Here is an 18517-nt window from a genome sequence, read left to right on the forward strand (position 1 = left end):
CTGAAACTCAGTATATTGCTTAATGACCGAACAATCTTGGGCTGCCATGTCTTCCAACCGAATTGAGCAACAAAGCCAGGAATGGTCGGCAAGCGATCCATATCCTCAGTGATGGATGGAATCGCTTTGAGCAAGCCTTGAGTGTATGGGTGGCTAGGTGAATGGAATAGCGAGTCCGTATCTGCCTGTTCCATTTTTCTTCCCCCGTACATGACCAATACGCGGTCGCACATCTCTGCGACGACCCCCATATCATGCGTAATAAGCAAAATAGCCGTATTAAATTCGACCTGTAGTTCACGCAGTAGAGTGAGAATTTGGGCTTGAACCGTGACGTCTAGCGCGGTTGTCGGTTCGTCAGCAATCAGCAGTTCGGGTTTACACAGCAGTGCCATGGCAATCATCACTCGCTGGCGCATGCCTCCGGACATCTCATGGGGAAACTGAGACATACGAGTCGCGGCAGAAGGAATACGCACTGCATCTAGCATGGCAATGGCTTCTTGGTCTGCTTCTTTGCGCGACATTCCTTTATGAATCATCAGCACTTCAGCAAGCTGTTTACCAACTTTCATGAACGGATTGAGCGACGTCATTGGGTCTTGAAAGATCATACCAATCTTTTCAGCGCGAATATGATTAAGCTGCTTTTTCGACATGGTCAGTAAGTTTTCGCCATGGAAGTTGGCTTCTCCGCTGACCACACCGTTGTCGGCAGTGAGCCCCATCAAAGCAAAGACGGACTGGCTCTTGCCTGACCCCGATTCACCAACGATGCCAAGGGTTTCCCCTCTATTGATGGAATAGGAGAGATCACTGACCGCTTGCACCAAGCCATCAGGCGTGCTGAAGCGAACATTCATATTTTTGATCGATAGAATAGTCATTACCGCTCCTTAGCGATCTTTTGGGTCGAGGGCATCACGAAGCCCGTCACCAATAAAGTTAAAGCAGAACAGAGTCGCGACGAGGAATATTGAGGGAAATACCAATTGCCACAGTGCGACATCAATGGTCTTAGCCCCTTCGGCAATCAGAATGCCCCAACTGGTATCAGGTGGCTGAACGCCGAGCCCCAAGAAGCTCAGGAACGACTCAAACATGATAAAGCCCGGTACCATCAAGGATGAATAGACCATCACAATGCCGAGTACGTTTGGTAGGATATGGCGACGGACTATCGTCAATCTCGACACGCCGATGGAGTGTGCCGCTTCGATAAACTCGCGTTTTTTGATGCTGAAGGTGACGCCTCTGACGACTCGGGCGATACCGAGCCAAGAAACCATACCGATGACAATAAAAATCAGATAGATATTGTTGCCAAACAGAGTAACAAACAGAATAACCAGGAACATAAATGGCACCGAATCGAGCACCTCGATAATGCGCATCATGGTGCTATCGACCATACCGCCAAGGTAGCCAGATATCGCGCCCCACGCCGTACCAATCACAACGGCGACTAATGCACCCATAAATCCAACCATGATTGAGAGTCTGCCGCCTTGCATCGTGCGAGCGAAAATATCTTGACCAAGATCATCTGTGCCAAAGTAGTGACCAGATTCGATCGATGGCTTACCGAGTTCGTAGGGATCCGCCACCACATTCCAGTCAATTTCATCGTGACCAAAAGCGGCCAACTTGGGGCCAAAGGCGATGCACAAGACGATAAAAAAGAGCACATAGATGGAGGTCATCGCCGCGCGGTTCTTTCGAAATCGTGTCCAAGCATCTTGCCAAAGGCTACGGCCTTCGACGGCTTCAACGTGAGAGCTCATTTGGTCTGCCAGCTCCTTGGCATCAATGCGTTTGGTTAACATTCGTTACCTCCTAGACACGAATGCGGGGGTCGATAATGGTGTATAGAACATCGACCACCAAGTTAAAGAAGATGGTGAGCGATGCGACAATCAGCGTAATCCCCATCACTAATCCATAGTCTCGGTTGAGTGCACCAGAGACGAAATGCTGACCCATTCCCCCAGTACTGAAGAAGATGTCGATAATCACTGATCCAGTCACTACCGCGACAAAGCTAGGACCAAGCATAGCGATGATCGGGATCAGAGAAGGGCGCATCGCGTGATGAATCAGGATATAACGGGTTGATAATCCTTTGGCTTTAGCGGTGCGGATATAGGGTTGATTTAGTGTTTCAATCATTGCGCCACGCATTACCCTCGCAATACTGGCAACGGAGCCAATCGCTAAGCTCAACACGGGCAATACAAGGAATGAGAGTTGCCCCCCTTCCCATCCACCAGCCGGGAGCCAGCCAAGATGAACGGAAAATAGCGTCACCAATATAGGCGCGAGGACAAAAGCAGGAATGACCACCCCCGTCATTGAAAGTGACATCAAAAGATAGTCGAGCTTGCCGTTTCTGTTTAGCGCGGCAATGGTGCCGAGCAGCATACCGAGTGGAACGGAAATGGAAAAAGAGATCACGCCGAGTACGGCCGACACCGGCCATGATTGAGCCACAAGTTCGGTGACCGTGAAGTCTTGGTAAACGAAACTAGGGCCTAAATCACCCTGAATAAAATTGCCGATATAAATGAAAAACTGAATGATAAATGGTTCATTGAGGTGGAACTTAGCCTCGATATTGGCGCGAACTATTTCTGGCATTGGTCGTTCCATATCGAATGGGCCACCGGGCGCAATATGCATCAACCAAAACGAGACCAGTGCGATGAACAACAGGGTTGGCACTGCGATAAGCAAGCGACGAAGAATATACAACAACATGACGCATCCTTTCGTTAGAAAAAAGCCCGCCACCTACGAGGACATCGCTAGGTGCGGGCAAACCGTCCCGATTAGTGGGCTCTTACGTAAACATTCTTGCGATAGTATGAAGATTCAGGGTTAGTACGTTCGTAGCCGCCGACATACTCTTTGATGAGGTATTGGTCATTACCATTGCGGTACATTGGGATAATGGCCATATCCTCGATAAGCAATTTCTCTGCAGCAATGTACTCTTGAGAAGGATCGCTGAGGCTCTTAGATTCCGCCATTAAACGGTCATACTCAGGGTTATTGTATTTTGAATCATTATATTCACCGCTAGAGACAAAGATATCTAACCAAGTTGACGCTTCGTTGTAGTCTGCCGTCCAGCCACCGCGACTGACATTGCCAGGATCTTTCAGTGCATAGAAGACTTTCGGCTCGAGTTGCTTGATTTCGACTTGAGCGCCGAGTTTGCTTTTCCACATCCCAACCATCGCGGTTGCCATCTTAACGTCATTGGAGAAGGTAGGGATGGTAAAGGTCAGTTTGAGAGGATTGCTGCTGTCGTAACCTGCTTCTTTAAGCAAGGCCTTCGCTTTTGCATCACGTTGCGATTGATTCCACGTTGCGTATTCTGGAGTGTGGGTTTTGAAACCATCGGTCTGCGGTGGAACCAGAGTAAACATCGGAATGCCACCGTTTTTTACTATCGCTTTAGTGATGATGTTGCGATCAATAGCGTAAGATAGCGCCTGACGGACACGAAGATCTTTGGTTGGCCCACTCTCAGTATTTAGGTAGTAGAAGGTGGAACCCAATGATGCGCTGGTGTCTGCCACTTGCTCAGGGAACTGTTTAAGCAGCTTGTTCTTTTGTGCCGCGGGAATTGATAGAGCTTGATCGATTTCCCCTGCCAGATAGCGATTTAGTGCGACGTTGGCATCGCCAATCGGTAGCCAGGTGATCTGTTTTAAAACGACATTGTCTGCGTCCCAGTACTTATCGTTTTTCACCATCACCATTTTCTCGTTTACCTTCCAGTTAGACACAGTGAAGGCTCCGTTGGTGACGATGTTTTGTGGTTGTGTCCAAGCGCTGCCATATTTCTCGACTGTGGCTTGGTGCACAGGTGCAAGTACAGGATGGCTGAGCAGCTTGATGAAGAACGGTACAGGTTTTTCGAGCGTGACTTCGAAGGTGTAATCATCTACAGCACGTACGCCAAGAGTGTCAGCAGAGGCTTCACCCTTCATAATTTTGTTCGAGTTTCTGATACCAGGGATGGCGGCAAACCAAGCGTATGGAGAGGCTGTTTCTGGATCGATAAGACGCTTCCAGCTGTAAACAAAATCGTGCGCGGTGAGTGGATCGCCATTCGACCACTGAGACTGACGTAGGTTGAAGGTGTAAACCGTGTTGTTTTCATTGACCTGCCAGCTCATTGCAATTCCTGGAATCGTTTTGCCCTGTTTATCTTGGATTGTTAGACCTTCAAACAGATCGCGACCTAGGTTGAATGCTGGCTCAGCAGCTTGCTTGGCTGGGTCAATGGAGGTGACTTCAGCTCCGTTGTTCAAAACGATCTCTTGCTTGTCTGCCAGTTGAGTGCCTGCAGGGTAGGGCTTGGCTATAGAGTGACCGGCAAATAATGCCGCAGCGATGGTACTCAGTGCGATTAGTTTTTTTGCTTTCATAGCGTCCTCATTATGTCCTTATCGGAGTGACCAGTTGGTGTCAGAGAGTTAGCCCGCAAACGGCATGGGGACAACCCCTCATTACCAAAGGGATATGAGGAATGTATATTGTATAAAATTATCCAACAAACATTAATTAACATGCTTGTAACAAGGTGGCAGATTCAGAGACTGATGGTCTTAAAATTTGAGACTGTACAAAATCTAACCACTAAGTTTGGTGGGAATTGGTGATAGATCACAGCATCAAATTGTAGGCTGTGATGCTGGCTAGCGGCGGAAACGGGCTGAGACCTCCTTCAGCAGCTCTCCACTGATTTCGGGTAAGCCATCAGAAAAGAAAATCTGCTCCCCTGGAGTATTTCGCATCAGTACGTTGGTTAACTCACCCGTGCCTGTGGCGCAGTTTGCGGCGTGCATTTCACCTATCTTTTGATCGACGTCCTGTTCAAGCTGTAAACGCTGTTCCATGGTTAAACGAACACGAGCCTGACACACCTGAGATAGGGTCTTATGTGCCATAGACACCCGTTCAAAACGTCGTTTAAACAGAGTGTCGAGAGCCGTTCCTTCTTCCATGATAAAGCGGCGACCTGATCGATAAAAAATCTTCTCACCAAGGTTTTCGATATAACCGAGAACTTCAGCAATGCTGAGATAGAACCGCACACTCGAATCGGACAACTGATAGTCCTCGGCTATCTCCTGCGGTGTCTTATTGCATGAGGTGATCAGGTAGATAAAATCTAGCAGATAGGGATATTCGACAAAGAGCGCGTTCTGTTCGTCAGATAAAAACTGCTCATTGTCACGTTGGATCTGAATCGCTATTGCAGACAGTTCTTGCAGGTCCGTATTGAGATGGGTGGTATAGAGCAATATTTTATCAAGGCCGAGAGACGGGTTATGCAGGTGTCGCTTTATGGTCGATAGCGGGATGCCGGTTTTGTCCGACAACGCGCTATAGCATAAACCTTCATCTTTTATTTTTTGCCGAATAGCGGCAAGCAGAAACTCTGGCCCTAGATGCATTGCGTTTGTTTACCTTATTGAGAGCTATTACGTTCTAAAAGCAGATCTCGGATAGCCGCTCCCGCTTCAAGAATGTGCTTTTTCAGCATGTATTTAGCGCCATCAATATCTCGGTTTTGGCACATCTCAACCAACGCTTTGTGCTCGTTATCAGCTTTGGCTGTCCCCTCTGTAAACAATAGCTGCATGCGAATATAGCGGTCGCACTTAGTGTTGAGGTTGTAAATGACATCCATGGTTTCTGGCATATTTGCCGGCGCATAGAGTGCCTTGTGCAACTCATAGTTGTAGTTGCTCCATTCTTCAACCTGATCGCCACGGGTAACCATCTCATCAAAGCGTTCGCGAATCTCATTCGCGCGCGCGAGATCTTCATCTGTCATGTTTTGAATAGCGCGTTCTAAAATATGGCACTCGACTACCGCACGAAGCTCAAAAAGTTCATCAATTTTATCTGGTGATAGCTCTGTAACGGTTGCCCCTTTGTGCGCTTCAAAGCTGACTAACCCCTGAGCTTCTAGCTGCATTAGTGCTTCGCGTACAGGAATTCGACTGACATTAAATTCTTTAGCCAGCGCATCTTGGCGCAATGGCTGACCAGTTTTCAATTCGCCTTTAAGGATTTTAGTGCGGATAGCTTCTTCCACTAACTGGGTTCGCGTTTTAAAAACAGGTTTTTGCGACATCCGAGTCTCCAATCTTTCACTTTCAATATTTTATTCAATATACCATTTGCGTGAGGCAAAGCGACTTTCGACGCGTATAACGGCGCTTTTTTGGGGGATGGGTCAACAGTTGGCGGATCCTGCTGTGAGCTTTGTTCACAGAATAAGCAAGTCATTGGGGGGATATCCTTTTATTGATAAGGATAATAACTGGCGTGTCCTCGCAATGACGAACAATGGTTGTTGGCTGATTTAAGCGTGGTAGTATGCCTTTATTCAATTCAAGACAAACAATGAGAAAATAGTGATGTCATCTCTAAAACCACTGCTGAATGAAGTTATGTTGGCTTTTCAAGTCATTCCAAGAGTTAAAGAGGGTAACAACTTTGAAGTTGTTGATAAGGCGATTGCAGTCGTCAAAGCATCAGGTGTGCCTTTTCAAGTGAGTGCAATGGAAACCACCATGAAAGGTGAGCTCAATAGGTTGCTAGAGATCGTCAAAAATGCTCAGCAAGCCTGCTATGACGCAGGTGCGGTTGAAGTTATCACCAACATAAAGATTCACAGTAAAACAGAAGCGGCGACCGATACGTTCTGCACTTACGATCGCGGAGTAACCAAAGCCAACCATATGTTTGTCGAAAATTGATTGTTAGACCGCCAAGGCAAAACTCGTTCGTCATCAATCGGCGGCTTAGACGGTCAATCTAGTCGCTAATCAAGGTAATCGGGCGTACTAAGATAGGTACCGCACACCTTACATTTGTAGTCGCCCGTCGCTTCGCCTTCCATCAGTGACTGGGCGATAGCAGCAAAGAAACCAGAGATAAAGCCCCTAACCTCGGTATCGGGTTCAGCCTTTGAAAAATTATGATACCGATGGACAGTGACTTCCTTGCAGTTGCAACAGAAGGCCTTTGTCTCTTTTGCACCGTATCCGTAAACCAAACTATTTCTCCTTCAAACCTTCTTAAAGCCCCTAATTCTAGTAGGTGGTCTGTTTTAGCATAAGCCGATACACTGTTACAAACTAATCCAACAAGGAAAGTCGAAATGATTGAAAAAGGTCAGGCACTGCCATCAGCAACGCTAAGTGAGCTAAATGAACAAGGTATGGTTACGCACAACACTAATGAACTGTTTGCCAATAAACGTGTTGTTTTGTTTGCGGTACCAGGAGCATTTACGCCAACTTGCTCAGAATCTCATCTACCTGGTTATGTTGTTTTGGCGGATGAGATAAAGGCGGCGGGAGTCGATGTTATCGCTTGTGTTTCGGTAAACGATGCATTTGTAATGAATGCGTGGGGCGAGGCGCAAAATGCTTCAGAGATCATGATGTTAGGTGATGGTGATGCGAGCTTTACTAAAGCGCTTGGTCTAGAAATGGATACTGCGGGATTCGGTGGTGTGCGTTCGAAGCGTTATTCTATGTTGATTGACAACGGTATCGTTACTGCACTTAATGTTGAACAGCCTAAGCAGTTTGAAGTGAGCACGGCAGAGGTTATGCTAGCTGCATTGAAATAAAAGTTAAAAGGGTTCAAGGTCAAGGACTCTGAACCCTTCTTCGATAGAGTAAAAACGGGCTTTATTTTTCGGTTTCGGAATTGACGTTTTTAAGGATTGGACCAGCGCATTCAACAAAAGCACTGATATCAAAGTTCTCAGGTGTATCTGTCCCACCGGTGACGCCAAAGCTTCCAGTAACAACGGGTTCTGACTTGGTTTTATCCACGTTAAATGTGATATCGACAGTGTACTCATACCCATCCGGAAGCAGCTTAGTACACTCCTCCAATGTAGCTGCGGAAACACCTAAACTTGTACTCAACAAGCCAATCAACAATAAGCTCTTTTTCATTTTAACCTTCAAAATATCTAACAATACTGAGCGCGAAAATTGGAGTCATAAACGCCTTAAAAGTTCAACAAACTAATCCAGAGTCGCTATCATCACTATGATGAGTGCGGCTTGATAGGCTTTGATTACGTTCAATATGCTGCTTAATCTGGTTGCTAATTAAGAATAAGCAACCACTCAGCACAATCAGCTCGCCCACATGAGCAAAAAACGAGATTGAGCTACTCACTAAGCCACGATCAATAAATGGTAAAACGATTTCAGCCACAACGGCCAACGAAATTGTAGTGTAGCCGAGCAGTTTTTGCCAACCTCTGAGCATTCTGGACAACTGATGAAAAGCCAGCAAGTAGAAGACAGAAAAAATCGGTAACATGAACCAGATGATGACTTCTAATAAATTGATTAGCAAGAGATCTTCACCACCTGTTACTCCAATAAGGATTGGCAGAAAAAAATTAAGCAACGAGTATGTTATCGGGTAAAGCACGATACCCAACCCTAATAGTTTGGACGCTTTCACAACTCTATTTTCCACTTGTACACCTTAATCAAGTTTTAGATTTTAACGATAGTGACTGAACTAAAATCAAACACGCCAATTATCGGTCTTATTGGCAGATTTGCTTGTAGAGTGGAATAGTATCACAGCAGATTAAGAAACTAGTGGCATTCTAAAGACATCTGTTGCTAATCAGTTCTTAAAATTCAATGTATTTGGCGGGTCGGGTTAGGACAAAATAGACGAAAACCAACCTGTAATGAGGTTGGTTTTGTCGCTGGCTTTTTAAGCAGACTGGCCATCAATACTGCGACGAACATTGAGTGGGTTGGCGGTTTTCAATGCCTCTGGCAGCAACGCTTCAGGGACAGACTGGTAAGCTACTGGTCTCAACCAGCGTTTGATGGCTTCTGCACCGACAGAGGTACTTGCCGGCATAGTAGATGCTGGGTAAGGGCCGCCATGCACCATGGCATAACTGACTTCAACACCAGTTGGCCAGCCATTAAACACGATACGACCTGCAATCTCTTCAAGTTCGCAGATTAGGCGCTCGGCACTCTGATAGTCTTCCTTTTCGGCGTGAATCGTGGCCGTCAGGCTACCGTCCAGAGATTGACTTAACGCCAGCATGTCTTGTTCGTCATCACACACCACGACGATAGACTGTGGGCCAAAGATCTCTTCTTGCCATTGTGGGTTATTACGCCAGTCGAGGCTGGTCGTCTCAAACAGGATCGCGGGAACACCCTGTTCTGGGGAAGATTGAGTATGGGTTAGGCCTTTTTGCAAAGCACGTTTTTCGCTTTGATCAAGATAGTTCTGCTTGATGCCACCAGTGAGCATAGTTTGGCCTTGCTGATTGGCAATACCTTGGCGTACTAGCTGCATGAACTGTTCAGTCGCTTCGCCTTTTGTCACAAACACCACGGCTGGTTTGGTACAGAACTGACCGCAGCCCATATTCATTGAGAGCAAGTACTCTTCCGCGAGTGACTGGCTGTGCATTGCCATACGGTTTGAAAGGATAAATACAGGATTCGATGCGCCAAGTTCGCCATAAAAGGGGATAGGCTCAGGACGGCTTTGAGCGAGGTCGAATAGGGCACGACCACCATGGATTGATCCGGTAAAACCGACAGCTTTAATCGCGGGATGAACCACGACCGACTGGCCCAGTTCATGAGTGGTGCCTTGCAGCAGGGTAAAAATAGCTTGTGGCATCGAAAGGGAGTCCAGAGCCTTAGCAATACAACTTGCCACGATTTCACTGGTGCCTGGATGGGCAGGGTGGCCTTTAACAATCACTGGGCAACCAGCGGCAAGCGCAGAGGCGGTATCACCCCCGGCGGTTGAAAATGCCAGTGGAAAGTTTGATGCGCCAAATACAGCAACAGGGCCTATAGCGATGTTTTGGCGACGAATATCCGCTTTTGGCACAGGCTCACGATTTGGGTTCGCACTATCGAAGATCGCCTCTTGCCATAGACCACCTTCCGCTACGTCAGCGAACAAACGTAGTTGTGCGGTTGTTCGGCTTAGCTCTCCGTTAAGCCTTGCGAGCGGAAGGGCTGACTCAAGATTCGCACGTTCGACAATCGTGTCACGCTGCGCTTCTAAGTAGTCTGCGATCGTTTGCAGCAACTGACTGCGCTGGGCTGGAGTGGTTTGGCGATAGCTTTTAGCGATCTCTTGGGCTGCTTTCGCTGCACAATCAACATCCAGATGGGTGTGTTGTGGAAAAACACCGGCGAGAGGCTGCTCTGTCGCTGGGTTAAGTGCAGAAAAAGTGGCAAGTATACTCATAACGTAATCCTATTTTTGTCGATGAAACATTCCATCGTTTATTTGAGTTCAAATCCGTAGGCATATGGGTCTTGGTCATCCACCCAAATCGTGTTGTGACCCGTTACCTGAGCCCAGCCTTCAATACTTGGTAGAATCGCAACTCGACCGTTGACTTCAGTGACACCTTCAATGCGGCCGGTAAACAGGCTACCGATGATACTTTCATGTATGAAATCCTCGCCCTGCTTCAATTTACCTCGCGCGTGCCACTGAGCCATACGTGCGCTGGTACCAGTTCCGCAAGGAGAGCGATCAAGGGCTTTTTCGCCATAGAAAACCGCATTTTTAGCCTTTGATTCGGGGTGAGTCGGGGTGCCAGTCCAGAGAACATGGGACACGCCGCAGACCGTTGGATCGTCTGGGTGGATACATTCCACTGCTTGTGAAACTGCCTTACGCACTTTAGGACTTAGCATCAAGATTTCGTCAGAGGTGTAGTGCTCAAGTCCACGATAGTTTTCCTGCGGATCGACGATCACGTAGTAGTTTCCGCCGTAACAAACATCGACAGTGATCTCGCCCATTCCTTCTACTTCCACGGTGACGTCTTGGTGGGCTAAGTAAGCTGGAACATTAAAGATCTTCACTGAAGTGACTTTCTCACCATCACGTTGATAGTGAACTTCGATTTGACCCGCAGGCACATCTAAGATCAGGCGTCCTTCAACTCGAGGTGTAATTAAACGGTGCTCAAGCGCTGAGGTTACGGTTCCAATCGTGCCGTGGCCACACATTGGCAGGCAGCCACTGGTTTCAATGAATAGGATTGAAGCGTCGGCATTCTCGCTACAAGGAGGAAGAACGACAGAACCCGACATCATAGCGTGCCCCCGTGGCTCAAACATCAGCGCCTGACGGATCCAGTCATAGTTCTTGAGGAAAAACTGACGTTTCTCACTCATCGTTTTGCCCTCAAGTGGCGGAACTCCCCCAGCCACTAAGCGTACTGGGTTGCCACAGGTATGGGCATCGATACAAAAGAAGGTTCCCTGTCTCATTTCTCGCTCCTTGAATAAGAAATTAGTTGAAGTGGTGGGATTGGATGTTATCGTGATGTTAAGTATATTTTATACAATTTTGTTTTTGAAACGTGATAAGGAGCAAAATAAATGGTGAGCAATAAATCATCGCAAGGAGAAAAAATCGCCGTGGTGGGCGGTGGGATTATTGGTTTGTGTATTGCACTCAAACTGCAACTTGAGGGGGCAGCTGTTACCATTTTTGATAAGCGAGGGATTGGCGAAGGATGTTCAAAAGGTAACGCTGGACACTTTGCCACTGAGCAAGTTTTCCCGCTGGCGACACCCACGCTTTTGCCTCAAATTCCCAAGATGTTGCTCTCCTCAACGAGTCCGGTCTCGATCCGCTTTCAGGATATTCATAAAACCTCTCCTTGGATGATTCGATTCCTACTAAAAGCGAGAAAACAGCCGACTGAACACGCAACGCGAGCCCTGACTAGTCTCAATCAAGTGGCTATGGAAAGCTGGTTTAAGCTACTAGAGCAGGTAGGTCTAAAGCATTTGGTTGTGATGAATGGTTCGTTGCTCACGTTTGAAAGTGAAGCCCTGTTTAACAGCTACACTTCAACCGTTAAATTGCTCGAAAAACAAGGGGTGAAGTGTGACATATGGGATAAAAAAATGATTCAGACCAAAGTGCCTAATTTGTCCGAATCCGTCAATTATGGGGTTTTCTTTCCCGATACAGGACATAGCTTAAACCCTTATAAAATGTGCCTTGAGCTGGGTTGTGTGTTTTCTCGATCTGGTGGGCATTGGGTGAAAGAACAAGTTGAGGATGCGTTTTTTGATGGTGAGTTAGGGGTGGTGTTAACTGAAAGTGAAAGCCACTCTTTCGATAAGGTCGTGATTGCAACGGGCGCGGAATCAACCCCATTAGTTAAGAAAATAACGGGTATCAAAGTGCCTCTCCAAGCTGAGCGAGGCTATCATCTTATGGTGCCAAAACTGAAAAATTTTTTGCCATTCCCCGTCAGTTCTGCGGACAGAAAATTCATCATGACTCCCATGGATGAGGGCTTGCGTTTAGCGGGTACCGTTGAGTATGCCAGCCTAGATGCACCACCAAATATGAAGCGTGCAAGTATGTTAAAGGACCTTGCCAAGGGGTTACTCAAATCAGAAGGTGAGCTGGATGATTGTGGTGAAAAATGGGTGGGGAATCGTCCTTCACTACCGGATTCATTGCCTGTTATCGATAGCCTCGTGAGGGGAAAAATATTGCTGGCATTTGGGCATCAGCATTTAGGGTTAACTCAGGCCGCCATCACTGCTGAACTGATCTGCGAGTTAAATAACGCGAGTCAAACCTCGCTCGATATTTCACCATTTGCGCTGAGTCGCTTTTGCTAAAAATTTTTAAAATTAAATATTGTATAAAATATACATGCGTATTATGTTAATAAAAAGTTAATCAAAGAGTTTCGGTTTTGATGCCTAACAGCAGTATTGAGGCGTCCACAGATTTCGGGGCATGACCCCGATGTGACAACAATAAGGAGCAAAAAATCATGTCAAGAAAGACAATGACACCACTAGCACTTTTGGTTTCTGGAATGCTGTTAGGAACAATCAATACTGCCAATGCTGGCGATAAACTAACGGTCGTCTCATGGGGAGGAGCGTTTACTAAGAGTCAAGTTGAGGCATACCATAAACCTTACACGGCAAAAACAGGTGTCGAGCTAGTGTCTGAAGACTTTAGTGGTGGCCTAGCTGAAATTAAGGCTCAGGTTGAAGCCAATAATGTTCGTTGGGACTTGGTTTCTCTCGATAAACCAGACATCGTACGCGGCTGTGCTGAAGGTCTGTTAGAGACGGTCGATCCGAGCATACTACCGGCAGGCGAGGATGGTACGCCAGCCTCAGAAGACTTTATTCCAGGTGCCATTCATGAGTGTGCTGTTAACACCATTGTTGTGTCTACAGTGCTGGCAATCAATGAAGATGCGTTCAAAGGTAAGTCTGCACCTTCAAAGCTGACGGATCTGTTTGATCTTGAGAACTACCCTGGTCGTCGTGCGCTACAAAAAATGCCACAGGGCAACCTAGAATGGGCTCTGATCGCTGATGGTGTTAAACCCGAAGATGTCTACAAGACGTTAGAAACCGCGGAAGGCAGAGCTCGCGCGTTTGCCAAACTAGATAGCATCAAACCTCAAGTGGTGTGGTGGACAACGGGGGCGCAACCTCCGCAAATGCTAGCGGACAAAGAAGTGACCATGGCTTCGGCGTTCAACGGTCGTATCCACAGTGCGACTGAGGAAGAAGGACAACCGTTCAAAATCATTTGGGATCACCAGTTAGGTTATATGAATGGTTGGGCGATTCCAAAAGGCAGTCCAAATCTTGATCAGGCGCTTGATTTCATTAAATTTTCGTCAGGTACCCAACCACTGGCCGAGCAGGCAAAGTATGTTGCTTATGGCCCAACGCGTAAATCGTCATCCGCGCAGATCAGCCCAAAAATTTTAGCAAGTCTGCCGACAGCGCCAAATAACTTTCAAACCGCCTTTTTGATTGATGATGAATGGTGGTCAGATTATGCCGATGAGCTAAACGAAGAGTTCAACACTTGGCTTCTAAACTAATCAACCACTAGATACGGTTAGGTGTTGTTCTGATTCTCCACAGGCAGCACCTAACCTTAAAAAAGGAACAAGCAATGATCAATCTAGATGCGCAGCAAATTGTCGACTGCCTGACGATGCCCGAGTTGATAGAGTCGATGCGTGATACGTATCAACAACAATCGATGATACCGCAACGTCGAGTGATGCCGCTTGAGGAGAATGGCTACGACGCATTTGCACTGCTCCCTGCATGGAGCGAAGATCTCATTACCGTCAAGGCGTTTACTTATTTTCCGCAAAACCCTAGGCATGGAAAAGACAGCTTAGCATCGAAAATTTTGGCCTTTCGTCGTGATGACGGTGAGCCATTGGCATTGATGGACGGCAAGGTTTTGACATTTTGGCGCACAGCCGCCGCGTCTGCACTGGCCGCAGACTATCTAGCACGTAAGAACGCGACGCGTCTTTTGATCTGCGGTACGGGTAATTTGGCTCCATATATGGCCTATGCTTACGCAGCCGTTCGCCCGCTGCAAAAAGTCATGATTTGGGGTCGCAACAAGGACAAGGTGCGCCAAACGGTTGATACGATCTTGACCAGCCGAGAATATCAGTCATTGCCGATGGAGCGTCAGTTTACGGTAGAGTTTATTGACGATGTTGATGCGGCGTTGAGCGAGATCGACATTATTACTTGCGTTACTGGATCGGCGTTGCCGCTCTTTGATGGCAATAAGATTCACCCGGGAACACACATCGATTTGATTGGTAATCATGATATCGACAAACGTGAATGTGACAGTATCAGTGTCGAACGTTCTAGCGTGTTTGTTGATAGCCGTATCAACGTATTAGCTGAAGCAGGGGATCTCCTTATTCCAATCAAGCAAGGCTTGTTCTCCGTCGAGCAGATCCAAGCTGAGTTGAACGAATTGTGTCGTCATCAGCACTGTGGACGACGCAGTGAGCAGGAGATAACCCTGTATAAGTCGGTGGGTAGCGCATTGGCTGACCTCGCTGCGGTTAAGTTTGTGTTGACCCAAAAACAAGCCATGTAAATTTCTGGGGGAGCCCTTACTCATTTCGGTTTCGGCCGCTTACTTAAATTGCATACAATATACAAATGGAAGGTAAAAGATGAACGTAGATTGGAAAGGTGTTTACCCAGCAGTCAGTACTCAGTTTCGTGATGATCAAAGCATCGATCTTGATGCGACACAGACCGTTATTGATAACCAAATTAATGACGGCGTAAACGGCATTATCTGTTTAGGTACTGTGGGTGAGAACTGTGCACTTTATCCTGAAGAGAAGCGTCAGGTGCTTGCCGCGGCGCAAGAGGTCGTTGCGGGCCGTGTGCCGCTGATTGCAGGAACTGCCGAGTCAATTACGACTGCGGCTGTCGATTACATGCAGGATGCGAAAAAGATCGGTATCGATGGCTGTATGGTTATGCCAGCCATGGTTTACCGCACATCTGAAAGCGAAACCGTGGAATACTACCGCACACTGGCGCAAGCAACGCCAGACATGCCAATCATGATTTACAACAACCCAGTGGCTTACGGTGTCGACGTTACCCTCGACATGATGGCGCAACTGGCCGAGTACCAAAACATTGTTGCAGTCAAAGAGTCGACCACGGATACACGTCGTATCACGGAACTCTACAACCGTTTCGATGATCGTTTCACCGTGTTCAGTGGCGTCGACGATATTGCACTTGAGTCTTTGATGCTGGGTGCGACGGGCTGGATCTCTGGTTTGACTAATGCTTTCCCTGCTGAGTCGGTCGCTATTTACAAGCTTGCGAGTCAAGGCCGCTACGCGGAAGCTCTCGAGATTTACCGCTGGTTCTTACCACTATTGAGATTAGACACGATTCCAACCTTGGTTCAGTGCATCAAACTGGCTGAGCAAGTGTGTGGCCGCGGTAGCGAGCAGGTTCGCGCCCCACGTCAAAAGCTTCAAGGTCAAGAACGTGCGCAAGTAATTGCTTTAGTTGAGCATGCCATTGCGACTCGTCCAGATCTCTCTAAATACAAGCTGTAAAAACCGCTATTGGGCAAGGATGCTCCTTGCCCCAAATCTCTCTATGTAAACGGCTTATTTTGGCGTTAAGCCCTTTACCTATATGGATTGCAATCGAATTTATTGTGCATAAGGAATGACAATGGCAGTAAAGAAGGAATACGTTAGCTTTCAGCATGTCCAGAAAACCTATGATGGGGAAAATCTGGTCGTAAAGGACTTTAATCTCGCCATCGAGCCCGGTGAGTTCGTCACCATGCTAGGACCTTCGGGATCGGGTAAGACAACTTGCTTGATGATGTTAGCGGGCTTTGAGACCGCGACACGCGGTGAAATCTATATTGATGGTACTCCGGTTAATAACCTCGCCCCCCACAAGCGTGAGATCGGCATGGTATTTCAAAACTATGCGCTGTTTCCTCATATGACTATTGCGGAGAACCTCGCTTTTCCACTTAAGGTACGCAAGTTAAACAGTGTTGAGATCGATCATAAGGTTCAAGCCGCATTGGCGATGGTTGAGTTGGAACATGTTGCGACTCGATACCCTAAACAGTTGTCTGGGGGGCAGCAACAGCGTGTTGCATTGGCTAGGGCTCTGGTCTTCGAACCAAAACTGGTTTTGATGGATGAACCTTTAGGCGCTCTAGACAAGCAACTGCGAGAGCAGATGCAGATCGAGATAAAACGCCTACACGAAAAGTTGGGAATTACGATTTTATATGTCACCCATGACCAAGACGAAGCATTGACTATGTCAGATCGTATTGCAGTGTTTAATAATGGTGCGGTGCAGCAACTTGCCTCGCCAACCGAGTTGTACGAGTCACCAAGCAATGCCTTTGTTGCTCAGTTCATTGGTGAAAACAACCAAATTAAAGGCATGGTTTCTGGTTTCGAAGGACAACGTTGCCAAGTCCGAGTGGGTCAACAGCATATCTTGGCAAAAGCCGTTAAAGTGACGCACGCTGGAGAAGCGACACTGCTGTCAATTCGACCTGAGAAAATCATCATTGATCCACAATCACAGGAGTGTGACAACATTGTCACTGGTCAACTGCGCGAAGTGATCTACCATGGCGATCATCACCGTCTGGTAGTTGAGGTCGCCGATGTTGGCGATTTAGTGGTTAAGGTTCCGAATGATAGCCGCGGAGCAAGAGCCTTTACGCCCGGGCAAGAGTATCATGTTGGTTGGCGTAGCGTTGACTGCCACGCGCTTGATTGTGCTTCGTCATCGGCTGAACATGAGGTGGCAGCATGAGTCGTGAACTAACGGGGCTAAGTTCAGTGCTGTCGCTGCAACGAAAAATTGTCCGTTCAGACAAGGGACTCAAGGCGCAACTTAAGCGGGCTGAACGTCAGAAACAGACTCGCTCCATTTTGCTAATCCTTCCTTTAGTCTGTTTTATTTTGGTGACATTTGCTTTCCCAATCGTCGAAATGCTGTACCGCAGTGTAGACAACCACGCTTTGCCCAATGGCTTTCCCCAAACGGCGCAAGCGATCAAGCAATGGGATTATCAGGGGGTACCGAGCTTAGAGGTTCAGCAAACCTTTATGGCGGAACTGAAAGACAGATATCACGACAAGACGTTACCTAAATTGGCAAACCGAATGAACATCGAAGTATCAGGTATGCGCAGTTTGATGATGAAATCAGGACGTCAGGTTGCGAAGCTAAACGCTATGCCTGCTTCTATTCAAGATATTGTTAGATTAGACCAACGTTGGAGTGAACAACAATACTGGGCAGCACTGAAAAACCTTAGTTCGCCATATACGTTAAGCTACTACTTGGCCGCTCTTGATCTACGCTATGGTGAAAGCGGAGAGATCACGGCCCAACCAGAAACGAGACAGGTCTATGTTGACTTGTTTGTCAAAACCTTTGGTATGTCGCTGGTGATTACCTTGATCTGTTTGGTTATGGCATATCCTGTTGCTTATCTGCTGGCGAATCTGGCAGATAAACAGGCAAACCTACTGTTGATCGTAGTGTTGCTACCTTTTTGGACCTCATTGTTGGTTCGGACGACGTCTTGGATTGTGTTACTGCAAAACCAAGGGGTGATAAATGATCTGCTGCTTTGGTCTGGCTTGACCACGGAACGTTTGGCGATGATGCACAATACCTTTGGTACCATTGTCGCTATGGTGCACATTTTATTGCCGTTCATGATTCTGCCACTTTACAGCGTGATGAAGGGGATCAGTCCCACTTATTTTCGTGCCGCCAGATCCTTGGGTGCAACGCCTATGGTCGCTTTTATAAAGGTGTATATGCCGTTGACTATGCCTGGTGTTGGCGCTGGTGCTTTATTAACCTTTATTCTCTCTATTGGCTTTTACATCACTCCTGCGTTGGTTGGTGGGCGTAGCGGTCAGATGATTTCAAATATGATTGCCTACCATATGCAAACCTCGCTGAACTGGGGTATGGCGGCGGCTCTTGGTGGTCTATTGTTAGCGGTGGTCACCGCTCTGTTTTATCTGTTTAACCGTGTTGTTGGAATCAACAATATTAAGGTTGGAGGTTAA

Annotated in this window: 19 protein-coding genes; 8 read left to right on the top strand and 11 right to left on the bottom strand. The window is 47.2% G+C overall.

Features of this window, described 5'->3' with window-relative positions:
• From ACQEXT_RS04380 to ACQEXT_RS04405, 6 genes are all read right to left on the bottom strand, one after another.
• Positions 1–887 (bottom strand): ABC transporter ATP-binding protein (locus ACQEXT_RS04380; RefSeq protein ID WP_426950778.1); only part of this gene is annotated, 887 nt, incomplete at its 3' end.
• A gap of 9 nt (positions 888–896) precedes the next feature.
• Positions 897–1826: an ABC transporter permease subunit gene (locus tag ACQEXT_RS04385; RefSeq protein ID WP_331417219.1), complete on the bottom strand. Its 930-nt coding sequence runs from the start codon at positions 1824–1826 to the stop codon at positions 897–899.
• Positions 1827–1836: 10 nt separating this feature from the next.
• Positions 1837–2757: an oligopeptide ABC transporter permease OppB gene (gene oppB / locus ACQEXT_RS04390; RefSeq protein WP_426950780.1), complete on the bottom strand. Its 921-nt coding sequence runs from the start codon at positions 2755–2757 to the stop codon at positions 1837–1839.
• Positions 2758–2828: 71 nt separating this feature from the next.
• The gene (locus tag ACQEXT_RS04395; protein WP_426950781.1) at positions 2829–4439 is read right to left on the bottom strand and encodes a peptide ABC transporter substrate-binding protein; all 1611 of its coding nucleotides are present in this window, start codon (positions 4437–4439) and stop codon (positions 2829–2831) included.
• A gap of 270 nt (positions 4440–4709) precedes the next feature.
• The gene (locus tag ACQEXT_RS04400; RefSeq protein WP_426950783.1) at positions 4710–5471 is read right to left on the bottom strand and encodes a transcriptional regulator; all 762 of its coding nucleotides are present in this window, start codon (positions 5469–5471) and stop codon (positions 4710–4712) included.
• Between the two features lie 14 nt (positions 5472–5485).
• Positions 5486–6157, bottom strand: coding sequence for a GntR family transcriptional regulator (locus ACQEXT_RS04405; RefSeq protein WP_331417215.1), 672 nt, complete (start codon positions 6155–6157; stop codon positions 5486–5488).
• A gap of 286 nt (positions 6158–6443) precedes the next feature.
• On the opposite strand from ACQEXT_RS04405, the gene ACQEXT_RS04410 reads away from it, so the two are divergent.
• A complete protein-coding gene (locus ACQEXT_RS04410) occupies positions 6444–6785 on the top strand; it encodes a thiamine-binding protein (protein ID WP_426950923.1) in 342 nt (113 codons plus the stop codon).
• 65 nt (positions 6786–6850) lie between these two features.
• On the opposite strand, the gene ACQEXT_RS04415 is transcribed toward ACQEXT_RS04410, so the two are convergent.
• Complete coding sequence (locus ACQEXT_RS04415; protein ID WP_331417214.1) at positions 6851–7084, bottom strand: hypothetical protein; 234 nt, start codon at positions 7082–7084, stop codon at positions 6851–6853.
• Between the two features lie 105 nt (positions 7085–7189).
• Here ACQEXT_RS04415 and ACQEXT_RS04420 point away from each other — a divergent pair, with 105 nt between their 5' ends.
• The gene (locus tag ACQEXT_RS04420) at positions 7190–7666 is read left to right on the top strand and encodes a peroxiredoxin (protein WP_426950785.1); all 477 of its coding nucleotides are present in this window, start codon (positions 7190–7192) and stop codon (positions 7664–7666) included.
• A gap of 61 nt (positions 7667–7727) precedes the next feature.
• On the opposite strand, the gene ACQEXT_RS04425 is transcribed toward ACQEXT_RS04420, so the two are convergent.
• From ACQEXT_RS04425 to ACQEXT_RS04440, 4 genes are all read right to left on the bottom strand, one after another.
• Complete coding sequence (locus ACQEXT_RS04425; protein ID WP_426950786.1) at positions 7728–8000, bottom strand: hypothetical protein; 273 nt, start codon at positions 7998–8000, stop codon at positions 7728–7730.
• 64 nt (positions 8001–8064) lie between these two features.
• The gene (locus tag ACQEXT_RS04430) at positions 8065–8538 is read right to left on the bottom strand and encodes a hypothetical protein (protein ID WP_426950787.1); all 474 of its coding nucleotides are present in this window, start codon (positions 8536–8538) and stop codon (positions 8065–8067) included.
• A 249-nt stretch (positions 8539–8787) separates the two neighbouring features.
• The gene (locus ACQEXT_RS04435; RefSeq protein ID WP_426950788.1) at positions 8788–10308 is read right to left on the bottom strand and encodes an aldehyde dehydrogenase (NADP(+)); all 1521 of its coding nucleotides are present in this window, start codon (positions 10306–10308) and stop codon (positions 8788–8790) included.
• A gap of 38 nt (positions 10309–10346) precedes the next feature.
• Positions 10347–11348, bottom strand: a complete 1002-nt coding sequence (locus tag ACQEXT_RS04440) for a 4-hydroxyproline epimerase (protein WP_426950789.1) — start codon at positions 11346–11348, stop codon at positions 10347–10349.
• Between the two features lie 111 nt (positions 11349–11459).
• Between ACQEXT_RS04440 and ACQEXT_RS04445 the strand changes: the two genes are divergently transcribed.
• From ACQEXT_RS04445 to ACQEXT_RS04470, 6 genes are all read left to right on the top strand, one after another.
• Entirely contained in the window at positions 11460–12725 is a 1266-nt protein-coding gene (locus ACQEXT_RS04445; RefSeq protein ID WP_426950790.1) for an NAD(P)/FAD-dependent oxidoreductase, read from the top strand.
• A 158-nt stretch (positions 12726–12883) separates the two neighbouring features.
• Positions 12884–13963, top strand: coding sequence for a polyamine ABC transporter substrate-binding protein (locus tag ACQEXT_RS04450; protein ID WP_426950791.1), 1080 nt, complete (start codon positions 12884–12886; stop codon positions 13961–13963).
• A 74-nt stretch (positions 13964–14037) separates the two neighbouring features.
• Positions 14038–15003 carry an ornithine cyclodeaminase family protein gene (locus ACQEXT_RS04455; protein ID WP_426950793.1) on the top strand — a complete coding sequence of 322 codons (966 nt, stop codon included), beginning with the start codon at positions 14038–14040 and terminating at the stop codon, positions 15001–15003.
• Positions 15004–15082: 79 nt separating this feature from the next.
• Positions 15083–15997: a dihydrodipicolinate synthase family protein gene (locus ACQEXT_RS04460; protein WP_269375185.1), complete on the top strand. Its 915-nt coding sequence runs from the start codon at positions 15083–15085 to the stop codon at positions 15995–15997.
• Between the two features lie 121 nt (positions 15998–16118).
• Entirely contained in the window at positions 16119–17240 is a 1122-nt protein-coding gene (locus tag ACQEXT_RS04465; protein ID WP_331417205.1) for an ABC transporter ATP-binding protein, read from the top strand.
• Entirely contained in the window at positions 17237–18517 is a 1281-nt protein-coding gene (locus ACQEXT_RS04470) for an ABC transporter permease (RefSeq protein WP_331417204.1), read from the top strand. The genes ACQEXT_RS04465 and ACQEXT_RS04470 overlap by 4 nt, the downstream gene beginning before the upstream one ends.

Source organism: Vibrio sp. TRT 29B02, from assembly GCF_050113655.1.
In the GTDB taxonomy this organism is placed as follows: Bacteria; Pseudomonadota; Gammaproteobacteria; order Enterobacterales; family Vibrionaceae; genus Vibrio.